The 13,123-nt window shown below is 57.9% G+C and carries 14 protein-coding genes and 2 pseudogenes; 6 read left to right on the forward strand and 10 right to left on the reverse strand.

The genetic code is table 11. The annotated features are described in order from the left end of the window. Positions 1-518: 518 nt before the first annotated feature. Positions 519-1,022: a DUF4142 domain-containing protein gene (locus AC1DV9_RS12620; protein ID WP_477948156.1), complete on the reverse strand. Its 504-nt coding sequence runs from the start codon at positions 1,020-1,022 to the stop codon at positions 519-521. 631 nt (positions 1,023-1,653) lie between these two features. On the opposite strand from AC1DV9_RS12620, the gene AC1DV9_RS12625 reads away from it, so the two are divergent. Continuing rightward, positions 1,654-2,379, forward strand: coding sequence for a Crp/Fnr family transcriptional regulator (locus tag AC1DV9_RS12625; RefSeq protein ID WP_477948157.1), 726 nt, complete (start codon positions 1,654-1,656; stop codon positions 2,377-2,379). 172 nt (positions 2,380-2,551) lie between these two features. Here AC1DV9_RS12625 and AC1DV9_RS12630 read toward each other — a convergent pair whose 3' ends face one another. From AC1DV9_RS12630 to AC1DV9_RS12650, 5 genes and pseudogenes are all read right to left on the reverse strand, one after another. Beyond that, the gene (locus tag AC1DV9_RS12630; RefSeq protein ID WP_477948159.1) at positions 2,552-2,833 is read right to left on the reverse strand and encodes a hypothetical protein; all 282 of its coding nucleotides are present in this window, start codon (positions 2,831-2,833) and stop codon (positions 2,552-2,554) included. Positions 2,834-3,637: 804 nt separating this feature from the next. Next, positions 3,638-4,663, reverse strand: coding sequence for an ATP-dependent DNA ligase (locus tag AC1DV9_RS12635; RefSeq protein WP_477948160.1), 1,026 nt, complete (start codon positions 4,661-4,663; stop codon positions 3,638-3,640). A 50-nt stretch (positions 4,664-4,713) separates the two neighbouring features. Continuing rightward, positions 4,714-5,610, reverse strand: coding sequence for a DUF72 domain-containing protein (locus tag AC1DV9_RS12640; RefSeq protein WP_477948162.1), 897 nt, complete (start codon positions 5,608-5,610; stop codon positions 4,714-4,716). A gap of 48 nt (positions 5,611-5,658) precedes the next feature. After that, on the reverse strand, positions 5,659-6,054 hold the full coding sequence (locus AC1DV9_RS12645) for a CBS domain-containing protein (RefSeq protein ID WP_477948163.1): 396 nt from the start codon (positions 6,052-6,054) through the stop codon (positions 5,659-5,661). Between the two features lie 365 nt (positions 6,055-6,419). After that, a pseudogene (locus tag AC1DV9_RS12650) lies at positions 6,420-6,563 on the reverse strand (HipA domain-containing protein); the annotation flags it as partial. A 13-nt stretch (positions 6,564-6,576) separates the two neighbouring features. Between AC1DV9_RS12650 and AC1DV9_RS12655 the strand changes: the two are divergent. Then, positions 6,577-6,729: pseudogene (locus AC1DV9_RS12655) on the forward strand (universal stress protein); the annotation flags it as partial. Here the strand turns inward: AC1DV9_RS12655 and AC1DV9_RS12660 are convergent. Continuing rightward, positions 6,677-6,835, reverse strand: coding sequence for a hypothetical protein (locus AC1DV9_RS12660; RefSeq protein ID WP_477948164.1), 159 nt, complete (start codon positions 6,833-6,835; stop codon positions 6,677-6,679). The pseudogene AC1DV9_RS12655 and the gene AC1DV9_RS12660 overlap by 53 nt on opposite strands. A 408-nt stretch (positions 6,836-7,243) precedes the next feature. On the opposite strand from AC1DV9_RS12660, the gene AC1DV9_RS12665 reads away from it, so the two are divergent. The 3 genes from AC1DV9_RS12665 (at position 7,244) to AC1DV9_RS12675 (ending at position 9,944) form a co-directional block, all read left to right on the forward strand. Further along, positions 7,244-8,296, forward strand: coding sequence for a sensor histidine kinase (locus AC1DV9_RS12665; RefSeq protein ID WP_477948165.1), 1,053 nt, complete (start codon positions 7,244-7,246; stop codon positions 8,294-8,296). Positions 8,297-8,362: 66 nt separating this feature from the next. Continuing rightward, entirely contained in the window at positions 8,363-8,752 is a 390-nt protein-coding gene (locus AC1DV9_RS12670; RefSeq protein ID WP_477948167.1) for a response regulator, read from the forward strand. A gap of 85 nt (positions 8,753-8,837) precedes the next feature. After that, complete coding sequence (locus AC1DV9_RS12675; protein WP_477948168.1) at positions 8,838-9,944, forward strand: AI-2E family transporter; 1,107 nt, start codon at positions 8,838-8,840, stop codon at positions 9,942-9,944. A gap of 525 nt (positions 9,945-10,469) precedes the next feature. Here the strand turns inward: AC1DV9_RS12675 and AC1DV9_RS12680 are convergent. Further along, a complete protein-coding gene (locus AC1DV9_RS12680; protein ID WP_477948170.1) occupies positions 10,470-10,685 on the reverse strand; it encodes a hypothetical protein in 216 nt (71 codons plus the stop codon). Positions 10,686-10,754: 69 nt separating this feature from the next. Further along, positions 10,755-10,964 carry a cold-shock protein gene (locus AC1DV9_RS12685; RefSeq protein WP_477948171.1) on the reverse strand — a complete coding sequence of 70 codons (210 nt, stop codon included), beginning with the start codon at positions 10,962-10,964 and terminating at the stop codon, positions 10,755-10,757. Positions 10,965-11,610: 646 nt separating this feature from the next. Here AC1DV9_RS12685 and nhaA point away from each other — a divergent pair. Then, positions 11,611-12,798, forward strand: a complete 1,188-nt coding sequence (gene nhaA / locus AC1DV9_RS12690; protein ID WP_477948173.1) for a Na+/H+ antiporter NhaA — start codon at positions 11,611-11,613, stop codon at positions 12,796-12,798. A 30-nt stretch (positions 12,799-12,828) separates the two neighbouring features. Here the strand turns inward: nhaA and AC1DV9_RS12695 are convergent, their stop codons facing one another. Next, positions 12,829-13,038 carry an acetyltransferase gene (locus AC1DV9_RS12695; RefSeq protein WP_477948175.1) on the reverse strand — a complete coding sequence of 70 codons (210 nt, stop codon included), beginning with the start codon at positions 13,036-13,038 and terminating at the stop codon, positions 12,829-12,831. Positions 13,039-13,123: the final 85 nt, after the last annotated feature.

Raw genomic sequence — 13,123 nt, forward strand, 5'->3', positions numbered from 1 at the left:
CTTCGTCTCCTAGAGAACGAACGGAAACGCTTTATGTCAGAGCTGATCTCGGCGCGCAGCGCAGTGAAGGTACCCGCAGGCGTGGACGAGCGGCTGCGAGCCGCGCGGAAGGCCGTGGACGCGGCGAAGATAGTCGTGGAGAGCGCGGGCCAGGGGTGATGGACCGACGGAGCGCTGGATCTCAATCGGCATCTGGCGCGCACGACTGACTATGCGGACTAGTATTCGAAACAGCATATCAGTGGCTGTTAGACGAACAAAAGTGGTCTTCGAAGGTCTCTGCGCGTTTATGCGAGGCTGGGGTCTCCGCCCTCATCGTCGTCGGTGGTCGCTCGCTTAGCCTTGGCAGGCTCAGCGGGTCCACTTTTGAAGACATCATTTGAAGGCCTTCTCTTGCATTTTTTGCTAAGTCGTCTGGGCGCTTGTTAGATTCCGGGGTATCCGACGATCTGGTATCGTCGGTTTCCCGGTTCGCGGTCTTTTCGGTCACGATGCCTTTTTTGGTGAGGCTCGGCCCTTTATTTGGAGGTAAGGCCTTGGACGCGAACGAGATGCATCCGCAGATCGGGCAAAATCTTTCCCGCGGTGTTCTTAAGCTGTCCATCCGGACCAGATTTTGAGTATTCTTCGAAGAGTTTGACGGCGTCCTGATGGGCCGTAAGCTGAGTCGAGAGATAGGCCTGATCGAGATTTGCACTGTCGGCAGACGCCAGGGCATCCACCTTCTTTTTGCTGTCGGCATCGATCGAGGTGGGGACGGTCACGCCGTCGGCCTTCGCGGCGGCTTCCAACTCCGGGCCGGCCTTCCCGTGGTCCTTGAGCATGTCCGCAGCAAACTGCTTTGCGGGGCCGTCCTTGCCTTTTGCGGCTTCGACTTTCGCAGCCTCGATTTCGAACATGTTGGCGGAGGCTGCTTTCGTGGCGAACTCCTGAGCTGCCTGCTTCGGTCGTTCAGCCGCGAGGCAGGCCGTGCCTGCGAGGGTTGCTGCAATCATGATGGGTGCGATCTTCGAGATATTCATGGTGCTTTACACTCCGTTGCGCTCCTAAACCTCCAGTAGAGAGCGATGTTCCCGCCGCCAGGCATTCTTTGGTCTGCGCCCCCGGCCATTAGGAAAACGGCCGGTACCTTGAAGTTTTGAAGGTTTATCGTGGAACCAGAGGATGGAGGAGCTTGCTGCCCTAGCCTCCCGGCCCGGCAGGCGGGCCTCACCGCGCGCCGAGACCCAGCGAACGTTGGATGCCTCCGTTAATATCCGAAAATCGATTTTGTAGGGGCCGAAGAGCGCTCTGGTCGCAACGAACGCGGCGCGCACGGGGGTTGCGGTCTGCCGGATGAATCTTTTCAAACAAATGCACGAACGTCAGCTCGCCGTTTCCTATAGCCGGCACCCTTTTCCTCCATCACCAGCGTATCGTCGTCGACGTCTCACGTCCACAGCGCGACTCCCGCGGCTTTGGCGCCGCGAAGCTGAGAGAGTTCGATTCGTTACTGTTTGTTACGGACACTCTTCTTGTGGGAGTCCGCCTTCATTGGGAGTGGCACGAACGTAAAGAAAACACCTTTTGCGCGTACCGTTGAATATCGGTTGCTGACGTCTGGCGCGACCGGCTGGGAGACCGTTTTGCTCTTGCCTCATCAGGAAGAGCGATATGCAAAATCCCAACTCGTCCCCTTATCGAAACAACCTGCTGATCCGAATGAACCCAGAAGACTTGTCGCGCATAGCGCCGCACCTTCAGTTCCTGGATCTGCCCCGGAGCCTGGCCCTCGCCGAACCTGGTAAAGCGGGGGACTTCACGTATTTTCCCGAGAGTGGGATCGGATCTGTCGTCGTTCCATCAACGACCGAACCAGAAGCCGAAATCGGTCTGTTTGGCCGGGAGGGCCTGACACCTGCCGCCGGCGTCTCCGGTGTTCTTGCCAGTCCGTACCACGTCTTCATGCAAGTCCCGGGCGCCGGACACCGTATCGAGAACGTGCGCCTCCAAGCAGCGATGGCCGAAAGCGTCACCCTGCGGAATCTCCTCACCCGCTATCTGCATTCGGCGTCCGTACAGGTCGCCTATACGGCCTTCTCCAACGCCACCCAGCATATTGAGGCGCGTCTGGCCCGATGGCTGCTGATGTGCCACGACCGATCCGAGGGCGACGATATCGAACTGACCCACGAGTTCATTGGCATCATGCTGGCGGTGCGCAGACAGAGTGTGACGACGACTATCCATATTCTCGAAGGCAAACGCCTGATCACGGCCTCCAGAGCGTCCATAACCATTCGCGACAGAGCCGGTCTGAAAATGCTTGCGGGGGACGCCTATGGTATACCGGAGCGCGACTACGAGGCGAATGTGGGCGGCCTCGAGACGAAGGACTGAGCGCATCAGCCTCGACTAGACTTCGTTTCCGTCGACGTCCGGCTAGAAACAGCTCTATCGGCCTCCTGCTGTCGTCTGAAGATACGTGCGACGATCATGATAACCTCCGTCGTGGACGTTCCCTTTTCCATTTCGGCCCTGATACGGGCCATAACGAGCCGGTGATTGTCGGTCATGCTCTGACACCCGTCATTGCCACGCCTATCGCCTTGACAATGTCGGCCGAAATCGACGGCTTCGAGAGCCAATATCCCCTTGCGAAAGCCGGTTCGTCCTCCACTAGGGAATGGTCGTCGCCCGAGTGGACGACGAAGGGTATTTTCCTCTCGGCCAGCAGCCACACCTCGGCGTTGCAGAAGCAATCGCGAAGACCGGGATCGATGATCACGACGACCGGTGCCGTTGGCCAGCCAGGTGGTGGCGTCGCCAGACGACGATATGTTCCGCACCACATTAACCGGCCTCGTTGAGGACGTCCTCGACGTCGAGCGCAATCATTGGCTCGTCCCTCAAGCAGCAGGACGGTGCCTGCGCTGCATTTCAACTGCTGATGCATCGATTAAACTGACTGGCACACGGTGCCTGCTGGGAAACGTTCGCACGACGCATGGGACGCCGTCGTCAAGTCAGCATCAACCGCCTGGTGCACCCCATCGGTGCGGGGAGGCAAGCCCGAAAGACCGCTCTCGATCTTCTTTCGTCCACCGGAGGACGCTCGATCAAACGCACGGTACCGGACATTGCTTTGAATGTCACTGACAATCGGTCGAGCAACCACCCTGCTAGCGTTCTGCGCCGCCGTGGAGGACGTTCACCGTACGACGACTGTCGTCGTATTGGCGAACGCCCAGGAGCGCCACACCGCGAGCTTGGCATCTTGTTAAGAGCCGGCGTTCGTGTCGCGTGTCCCGCGACAGCAATCAGTACGGGAAACACCATCCACCGACCGATTAGATCTTAGAAAGCCGGGCTGGAATATGGGGCTGCATGCTTGCCGCCCTCCGGTACAATAGTTTGCGCCCCTCTTCTTTCGCATTCTGGGATTGACGCCGCGCCGCAATCAGCTGATGGCTGTCTCCGGAGGCTTCCTGCTCCCGGTTCCTATTCGGCTGGCTGCAAGGGGCGCTCGTGCTCCCCTTCCAGGCTGCTTTTTGGCTCCCCGGATTCGAGCGCGTGTTTTCTGATTTTGTCGCTAGCTATCGCCTGTTCTCTGTAATGAGGGCTTAGTTCGCCTGTCCATCTCGGCAAACACTACGATTCACTGGCCAATCTGGCGGAAGTCACATTGAGACGGGCTCTTGTCCGGCCGCCACCGCAAGAACTTGGTGCCATGTCGGAAACGATGTCCCGTCACCTGGTCAAAGCGCACTTCGACAACAAGCTCCGGTTTCAGCGGCTGCCAGTCGGATGAACGCTCGGTGCTCCACCGACTCGGTCCGCCGGGTGCCTTACCCGTGAATCCCGGCGGCTCGCGCAATGCCTCCAGCCGCTTTGTCAGGTCTGGCTTCTCTGCATCCAAAATGGCTGACGTGAAGCCCACGTGGTCGAGCTCGCCATTATCATTGTAAAGTCCGAGCAGAAGCGAACCCACTAGGTGACTATCATTCCCGTAGCGAAATCCACCGACCACACAGTCGGCGGTACGCACTCGCTTGACTTTTACCATCGCCCGTTCACCAGGGCGATAGGGCTCATCCAGCCGTTTGCAAACAACGCCATCGGTGTCGCCGCCGGACCCTGAAAGCCAGCTCGCAGCTTCCTCACGTTTGCGCGTGAACGGGGATACCACGAACTGACGGGGATTAGTGGGGATTGTCTTGCCAAACTCTTCCAGCCGAGCTCGGCGATCGGCAAGATGCTGATCGAGAAGCAGTACGCCGTCTTTGCCCATGAGCATATCAAAGGCCACAAGCCGCGCTGGCGTCTCGTTAGAAAGCTTGCGAATTCTGCTTTCGGCTGGATGAAGGCGCGCCTGGAGAGCGTCAAAGGCCAACCTCCCGTCGATCTCAACGACCAACTCGCCGTCTATGACGAAGCGGTCAACCGGGAGACTGGCCAGGAAGGCGATCAGTTCCGGAAAATAGCGACCCAACGGTTTTCCAGACTTTGATCGAAGGTCGACACGGACGCCACTCCTGAACACGATGCACCTGAAACCATCCCATTTCGGCTCGAACTGCCATCCCATGCCAGTTGGCAGGGCCTCCGCAGACTTGGCCTCCATCGGTTCAATCTCGACCGACATGCCGAGGTTGGCCTGTTTTTCCGCCGACTGTCTCGCCATCACGCCACAACTTTCATCGCTTCACCGTTTGTTGCATCGAAATGTCAAACTTACAGGGCGAGACTGAGCATCTCTGCTAGTCTCTTGGCATTTTTGATTGAATGACCGTCACGATCGTTGTTGAAATACGCCCATATCGTTTTCGCTCCGCTCCTGTTTATGCGCTCGGCCCAAACCATGAGCTCATCGTCAGAATAGTCGTGGCGATACCATTGTTCGATCCCGTGGAACCGAATGTAGATATCATCGGCGGTACATACGAGTTCGTCAGGCAACCGGGGACCGCTGCAAGAGCAAAAGATTGCCCCCGCTGCCTTGAAGGCGTTGAAAACCTCCTGGTTCCACCAGCTTTTGTGACGAAACTCGACGACATTCCTATGGCGTGAATCAAGCTGCGCCAGAATGGACTGCAGCATGTCCGGATTGTAGTGGACGCTCGGCGGCAGCTGAAACAGAAAGCATCCCATCTGCGGGCCGAGAAGATCGGCAATATAGCCGAAATCCTCAATCAGGGTCTTAGTCTTCTCAAACCGCTCGATGTGGGTGATCAGCTCGCAGACCTTGATGGTGTAGACGAAGCCCGGCCCGGCTTGGCGGATCCAGGTCTTGACCGAACTGATGGTCGGCCAGGAATAGAACGGCGCGTTGAGCTCGACTGTCGCGAAATGCTCTTGATAAATCGAGAAATATTGGCCCGGCGCAACATCCGAGGGATAGAAATTCCCTTTCCAATGCCAGTAGTACCAACCGGAGCAGCCGATATGAACGCGACCCAGGAGGCGATCCTCGGGCATTGGTTTGCCGGTCGGAGGTGCGGCAATCCGCACCTGATGCATCTTGGCGGCGCGATTGATGTTGGCCTCGCGCTGCTTCAGCCGACGTTCAGCGCGTCGCACGCGTCGTGCCGCGATTTCCTCCGCGGCTCGATCCTCGACCCTAGCCGTCATCTCGGTTGGCTCGCAGAGGCGTCGGTAGTTTCGTGCAGAGCAAGGACATCATTCATCTTGTGAGATTTCCTCAAGCGCGTCAGTCGCCAAATTGCCCTGATGCTCTATCGCTATGTCGCCGAGTGAGATGATGCCGGAAAGCTCGCCCTCACTGTTGAACACGACGAGCCGGCGCATCTGTAATTCAGCCATTCTCCTCGCAGCCTCAGCGATGTCGTCATCCTCAAGGCAGCTTTCGACCCCCTGCGTCATAACTTCGGAGACAGGCGTGAAACCATCCTTGCGCTCAGCGATGACGCGTATGACGATATCGCGATCAGTGATCATCCCAATGACGAGGTCGTCTTCAATCACCGGGATGGCGCCGCTATCTATCTCAGACATCATCCTTGCCACATCTTCGACGGTATCGGTCGGTTTGGCAGCGACCACCTGAGCAGTCATGAATTCTCGTACTCTCATCCAAAATCTCCTGTAGGTTGCGTTCTCGGTTCGCCGCCGATGCGTCGAGCCATTGGCGACAGCAAAGCCCGCCAGCGGCTTCCGATTGCTCTGTTACTTTGAGTTATTGTGGCTTTGTTCGCCGGCTTTTATGTGCTGCTCGTGCGGGCCACCCTGCTTGCCCGACGACGAGCTTGAGCTTTCCTTCGAGGACGCACTCTTGGCGCCACCAGACTTGCTACCGGCTTTGCTGCCGTGCGATCCCCTTGTCGATGCCATGATTTTATTCCTCCATGAGAGATCGGATTGATCTCGGAGCACTAACCCGGGCAAGAGCACAGTGTTCCTTCGGGCTGAAAGTCACCACACGGTGTGCGACGATCGGAATAGATAAGCGACCAGTTCTTCAAGTGAATGTCGCCATTGCCGGTCAGCGTGCTGAAGACCAGGCGGCGGATGAACTCGGCCACATCAGCCGTGCCCGTCTCGATTCCCAGAACACGACCGATCATTCAGGCGCTGTAGGCCGACGTCGTTCTTGTCAGCCGTAAAGCGTTCAACGACGAGAAACTGCAGAAACGCGTCATGGATGGCGCTTTGTTCGATACGCCGACGCCGATCATCATCAACCGCGGAAGGCGGCCGCTCTCGCCCAATTCCAAATCGATAGTGCTGGCATGTCGGCGCCTGGCTCTTCTCCATTCACCCGCTTTCGCGAGAGCGGATCGACCATCGTGACGGTGACGCGAAACATGATCGAGCCGAGCAGCATGCCAATCTTCATGGCGCACTGAGGGGACGCCATGGATAGCGGCTGATGCAATCGTCGGTGAAAGACTGCTGCAGGTTCTGCACGACTGGACGCGGCCTTTCCTGGCTTGTGCCTCCACTACCCGAGGAACGCTATCTCGGTACGAGCATGCAATCCTTCCTCAACTTCCGAGCGTTTAAAAGGGCTCGATGACGACAGCCCGAACGCGACGGCTGTCATGGTGCGTCCGGCCCGTTGTGTCAGCAAGGTCAAAACTAGCTGGATCGTCAAGAGCCTCCGGCTGCGATATCCCGGACGATCTTTGAACAGCCGCCTTAAAGTGCTACGGTATGCCAGAGCGTCCGTTTAGGTCTCCGTTGGCGGCGTTCCTGCCGAGTGATGGCTCGCTGAGCGAGTTTTCGGCCCCTGAGGGCCAATTCCATGTCAAGAGAACCGATTGCTCATTTTGAAGCGGCGAGCACGCTTGCCATAGTGGTCTCGTCGAACGAGCCGCTGCTTTTCCTGTCCGCAGACCAAAAGGTTATTGCAGCCAGTACATCGTTCTGCCGGACCTTTGAGATCGATCCCGCGACAATTCCCGGCAGGGCGCTCAGTGAGCTCGGAGACGGGGAATGGGCAATGCCGAAGCTTGCCTCGCTGCTAAAGGCGACCGCCTCCGGCAGTGCCAGGATAGAAGCCTACGAGATCGACCTCAAACGGTTTGAGCGGAAGACACGACAGTTGATCGTCAATGCGCAGGTTCTGGACGACGGCAACAAGGACCATATCCGACTGCTGGTAGCGATCACCGACGTGACCGATGCACGAGCCGAAGCGAAACAGAAAGACGACTTGGTCCGGGAGAAGGCAATCCTCATTCAGGAAGTTCAGCACCGGGTGGCAAACAGCCTTCAGATTATCGCGAGCGTTCTCATGCAGAGTGCGCGTCGGGTGCAGTCAGAGGAAGCTCGTGGACATCTTCACAACGCCCATAACCGGGTTATGTCGATCGCAGCGGTGCAACGACAACTCTCAACATCATCTGTCGGCATCGTCGAGCTTCGCAGCTATTTCACGCAACTTGGCGAGAGCCTTGGCGCTTCGATGATTGCCGATGAGGACCGGCTCTCTATCGCCGTCACCGTCGATGATAGCGCCGTTGAAGCTGACGTATCCGTCAGCCTGGGACTGATCGTCACGGAATTAGTGATTAATGCCCTGAAGCACGCCTTCCCGAAACAGGAGACGGGCAGGATTGTGATCGATTATCGCTCGGAGGCCAATGACTGGATCCTAACCGTCTCTGACAACGGCGTCGGCATGCCAGCAGGCAGCGCTACACCCAAGGCCGGCCTTGGCACTGGCATCGTCGAAGCGCTGGCAAGGAATTTGCAGAGCGAGATAAAGCTGTCTGATGCCAATCCCGGAACTGTCGTTACTATCAGTCACCGCGGCGGCGCCGACCGCCGAACCAGGATCCCGGCCGCGGCATAAAAACCGATCACTCACTGAACGCTAACCGCCCGGACTTTCCAGGCTCACACAGAAATCGAGTGGCATATGTTGAATGGCAAGGCAGTCGTGCTGGTGGTCGAAGACACCGCAATTCTTCGGATGGAAGCCGTCGACCTGGTGCAATCTGCAGGCTACGAGGCGCTTGAAGCAAACAGCGCCGACGAGGCAATTCGCATCCTGGAATCGAGAGCCGATATCGACCTGGTATTCACCGACGTGCAGATGCCGGGAACGATGGATGGTATCAAGCTATCCCACTACATCCGCAATCGATGGCCGCCGGTGAAGTTGATCGTGGTTTCCGGCATGGCGATCCTCGAAGCGAGTAGCCTTCCCGACGGAAGCCGGTTTTTCCCAAAGCCCTACACCAATCATGCTATAGCAGATGCAATGGCCCGCATGCTTTCGAGTGACTCCAAGATTCCCAACGCATAAGGAGCCGCCTCACCTGCCGAAGCTGTCTTGTGCTTAATTCGTCTATGGCTGGTGAAAAAAGAAACTGGCGGGGAGCAACGCAGGCATGTCAATTCAGCGTACGAGCTTTTACGTTCTTCTGGCAGTTGTGACGATCGCGTTCATCTGGCTGCTCATTCCCTATTATAGCGCTGTCTTCTGGGCCGTCATCCTCGCAATCATTTTCTTTCCGGTGCATAAGCGGCTGGAGCATTTGTTAGGCGGCCGCCGCGGCATTGCCGCCCTGCTGACGGTGCTGATGTGCATATGCCTCGTGATCGTGCCTGCAATGATCATTCTAGGTTCACTTATCCAGGAAGGAACCAGCCTGTACCAACGTGTCAGCAGCAACGAAATTGATCTCAACGGATATCTGGTCCGGATCCAGAATGCCCTGCCGCCCTTTATAGACAACTGGCTGACCTCATTGAAGCTCGGCGGGTTTCCCGAATTGGGCACGAACATTTCGTCTGCCGCCGTACAGGCGAGCCGGTCGATCGGCGGCAGCGTGCTCAGCTTTGGTCAAAATACGCTGCAGTTGTTCATCAGCTTCGGCATCATGCTTTACCTGCTTTTCTTCCTGTTCAGAGATGGCGCTGACCTCAGCGGCAAAGTCCGGCATGCCATCCCGCTCAGCGACGATTACACGCGGCAGTTTCTCGACAAGTTTTCCGCAGTGGTGCGGGCTACCGTAAAGGGAAACGTCATCATAGCGATCATCCAGGGCACGATCGGCGGCGTGGCATTCTGGGCTCTTGGTGTAGAGGCTGCTCTGTTGTGGGGTGTGACGATGACGTTCCTATCGATGCTTCCTGCAATCGGAGCCGCACTTGTATGGGGTCCGGCTGCCATCTGGTTGGTCCTCACAGGTGCCTGGCTGAAAGCATCGATCCTGGTCCTCGTCGGCATCTTCGTTATCGGGCTGGTCGATAATCTGCTGCGCCCACCGTTGGTGGGAAAGGGAACGCGGCTGCCCGATTACGTGGTGCTGATCTCGACAGTCGGCGGCATCTCCCTCTTCGGTATCAACGGCTTCGTCATCGGCCCCTTGATCGCGGCTTTGTTCATCGCCGCATGGTCGATTTTCGCCGAACAGCGCAATGCTGACCGATCAATGGCAAAACTATTGAATGAGGGTTCCCCGACCGCCCGGCACTTGGCACGACGAGAGTGATGAAGGCAGGTGATCGGACGAGCTTGCGAGCCTGTCCGATAGATCTGGCGGCGGTTCGCCTCCACGCTGACGCCCGGCAACTGGGACCAGTAACCACAAATCCGCGGCGCCATCGCAGATCGACAACATCGTCGTCACGATCGGCGACGCGCTGAACCGGGTTGCGTAAGAGCTTGATGCGGGCCGATGACCAGCCCGCACCACAGCCACACGACCGGAGAAAAGGTGATAGCACCTCCGCGCCGGTGCGCCGACTAAACCGGCCCGGCAAATGTCCGGCCCCGAAAAATTAGGTGGTGTCTTAGCTCGTTTCCTCCCGAGCAAGTTTGAGACGGCGGCCCTCGCCTCGTGCCCCAGATCGCCATCCGCCTAAATGCTCGCCTTGGACGGATTAGAAGGCGACCTTTGTTACCGATCAGGCGCATCGTATCCAAAATACTCGGCAATGGTCGTTATGATCAATTACCTCTCGAACGCAGGCTTACCGTTATGATTGACAGTAGTAAGAGTCTGCTAGTGCACGAATTAGTAACGCGCCCTCGGGATAGAGACGAGGGAAAAAGTATCGAGCGCCTGGACCGGAAACCGCAGCCACACGGCCCCCTTGTCGGTAATTGACGCAAGCAGGCCCTCATCGGTCAGCGACTTCAGAACGCGCCGTGCCGATGGATCTGGCAGACCGGTGATACGCGAAGCCTCTCCGCGCTCGAATTCGCCGCGGACAAGGGCCTCCTGAAGCAAGGGCGCGCATTCGTCTGGCAAAGCCTCCTGACGTTGGACATAGCGCTGGAGACGTCCTCCAAGTGTCTATTAAGCGTTCTGCAGATTGCAGGCCGACATCTTGCCCGACTTGTTGTCGCGCTCGAGTTCAAAGCCGATCTTCTGGCCTTCGACCAGCTCGCGCATTCCGGCGCGCTCGACAGCGGATATATGAACGAAGGCGTCAGCGCAGCCATTGTCCGGCTGGATGAAGCCGAAGCCCTTGGTGGAATTGAACCATTTTACTGTGCCGGTGGTCATGATGAACCCTTTCAAAGCATAGAGTGAGGAACCGCGAAGCTCGTGCCATGCAGACGAAAACCGACTACTTTTGAAAGGGAAGTTCGCTTAGAGCGCGGTGTCAATCGCGCGGTAGACAAAGCTCAGCGCGGGCGTCCAACGCTTCGCGCAAAGGACAGGGCTCGCTAATTTGAGTGGATGACGCGCATGCATGTCAGGTTCCGTATGTGATCGCAGCCCTGGTTTTCCTTGCCTTGGCACAGTTCGCGGTCGTCGGCGCTAGCGTTGCTGGATAGCTCAGGCACTAGGCCTCATCGTATGTGCTTGCTACACCGGTGGCGGCGCAATAGTATGGCCGACGGAAAGTGCGAGATAGAACAATCCAACGATGGCGACTGCTGCAACTGCAAAAAAAATCGTTTGAGAGGGACGCATTGGCGACCTCCTATCAGAAGAGACGGGATGCACGGCCCGGTTAGGCTATACATCGAACAGATAAGACGCTTCACGTTCCGTTCAAGCCTTCGTCGGAACGGACCACGCCTGCCGATTTCGCTAGGCAAACCAATCTCCAGTCTTTAGTTACCGAACAGGCGTGTGCTGCGTGCGCTGGGGATTCCCCTGATTGACGGAGACTGAGATCAACCTTCATCGAGGGAGCGAACCCATGCCGAAAACAATCCGAGGCCGCATCAAGTCCACCCTCCGGCAGTTTCTCGACAGCGAGGCGTCGGGCGGCCTGATCCTGATGGCAGTGGCCGCGCTTGCGATTGTCGTCGCAAACTCTCCGGTCGCCGACGTCTACTTCCACGCCCTGCATGTCTACCTGGGTCCGCTCAGTCTGCAGCACTGGATCAACGACGCCCTAATGAGCGTCTTCTTCCTTCTGGTTGGCCTTGAGATCAAGCGGGAGATGCTGGACGGACAACTGTCGAGCTGGAGCCGACGAATCCTTCCGGGTGCTGCCGCGGCGGGCGGAATGGCACTACCCGCACTGATCTACATCGGCTTCAATCTCTCAGACCCTTCGACCCTGCGCGGATGGGCCATTCCGACCGCGACCGACATCGCGTTCGCCCTTGGCGTCCTCTCCCTTCTCGGCGACAGGGTGCCAGCCTCGCTGAAGACCTTCCTTGCGGCACTGGCGATCATCGACGACCTCGGCGCGGTGATCGTCATCGCTATTTTCTACACTGCAGACATCAACGTGCTTGCGCTTGCCGTCGCAGCCGTCCTGATCGCGAACCTGGTAATCCTGAACCGATCCAGCGTTAAGAACATCTGGGCCTATCTCGGGCTTGGGGTTCTTCTGTGGATTGCCGTCTTCCTGTCCGGGATTCACGCCACGCTCGCGGGCGTCGTCCTGGCACTTGCCATTCCGCTGAAAGTCACCCCAGGCACGCCCGAAGCCGCGCACGAGGACTCTCCGCTCCACAAACTGGAGCACGCACTCCAGAAGCCGGTGGCTTTCTTCATCGTGCCAATATTCGGCTTCGCCAATGCCGGCGTCTCCTTTGCGGGCGCTTCGGCAAGCGTCCTTGCGGAGCCAGTGACCATCGGCGTCGCCGCCGGCCTTCTACTCGGGAAGCTTGGAGGCGTACTTGGAACGGTGGCGCTTCTGGTCAAATCCGGGTTGGCGCAACTTCCAGCGCGGGCGACCTGGTCGCAGATGACAGGTGTGTCGTTGCTTTGCGGCATCGGATTCACGATGAGCCTGTTCATCGGACTGCTGGCCTTCCCGGATGCGTCGTCTCAGGATCACGTGAAAATCGGGATCCTTGCGGGCTCGTTCGCCTCCGGCGTGGCCGGGGCCGCCGCCCTGATGGCGTCGCCCCGCAGGAGACTGCTGGCGTAGACCCGCAAGCGTTACAAGGTCCGATCGGCGTCAGGTATGTGACGCGAGCAGTTCTTGCAGTCTGCTCATATCGGTCACGCCGCCCTGAAACCACTTCAGCAGTTCACGCGCAGCGTCCCGCGCCTCCTCGCTATCGGGATCGATCGCATTCGTCAGGCAGTGGTTTTTCACCAGAGTCTGCATCATGGAAACGTGGTCTGGCTCAAGGGATGGCGATCCCCTTCCGAATGCACTGAACATAACGTCCTCCGTGGTTCGGCACGGAGCGATCCTACCCCGATCCCGCGCTTTTTCAATTGTCAGGGGTGATCTTCGGGCGCCTTTG

This window comes from Rhizobium sp. 01L410, from assembly GCF_056400165.1.

Bases quoted from the DNA above. Each gene is read 5' to 3' on its own strand.
- AC1DV9_RS12620 (WP_477948156.1), bottom strand. From the start codon at position 1,022: ATGAATATCTCGAAGATCGCACCCATCATGATTGCAGCAACCCTCGCA.
- AC1DV9_RS12625 (WP_477948157.1), top strand. From the start codon at position 1,654: ATGCAAAATCCCAACTCGTCCCCTTATCGAAACAACCTGCTGATCCGA.
- AC1DV9_RS12630 (WP_477948159.1), bottom strand. From the start codon at position 2,833: ATGTGGTGCGGAACATATCGTCGTCTGGCGACGCCACCACCTGGCTGG.
- AC1DV9_RS12635 (WP_477948160.1), bottom strand. From the start codon at position 4,663: ATGGCGAGACAGTCGGCGGAAAAACAGGCCAACCTCGGCATGTCGGTC.
- AC1DV9_RS12640 (WP_477948162.1), bottom strand. From the start codon at position 5,610: ATGACGGCTAGGGTCGAGGATCGAGCCGCGGAGGAAATCGCGGCACGA.
- AC1DV9_RS12645 (WP_477948163.1), bottom strand. From the start codon at position 6,054: ATGACTGCTCAGGTGGTCGCTGCCAAACCGACCGATACCGTCGAAGAT.
- AC1DV9_RS12660 (WP_477948164.1), bottom strand. From the start codon at position 6,835: ATGAAGATTGGCATGCTGCTCGGCTCGATCATGTTTCGCGTCACCGTC.
- AC1DV9_RS12665 (WP_477948165.1), top strand. From the start codon at position 7,244: ATGTCAAGAGAACCGATTGCTCATTTTGAAGCGGCGAGCACGCTTGCC.
- AC1DV9_RS12670 (WP_477948167.1), top strand. From the start codon at position 8,363: ATGTTGAATGGCAAGGCAGTCGTGCTGGTGGTCGAAGACACCGCAATT.
- AC1DV9_RS12675 (WP_477948168.1), top strand. From the start codon at position 8,838: ATGTCAATTCAGCGTACGAGCTTTTACGTTCTTCTGGCAGTTGTGACG.
- AC1DV9_RS12685 (WP_477948171.1), bottom strand. From the start codon at position 10,964: ATGACCACCGGCACAGTAAAATGGTTCAATTCCACCAAGGGCTTCGGC.
- nhaA (WP_477948173.1), top strand. From the start codon at position 11,611: ATGCCGAAAACAATCCGAGGCCGCATCAAGTCCACCCTCCGGCAGTTT.
- AC1DV9_RS12695 (WP_477948175.1), bottom strand. From the start codon at position 13,038: ATGTTCAGTGCATTCGGAAGGGGATCGCCATCCCTTGAGCCAGACCAC.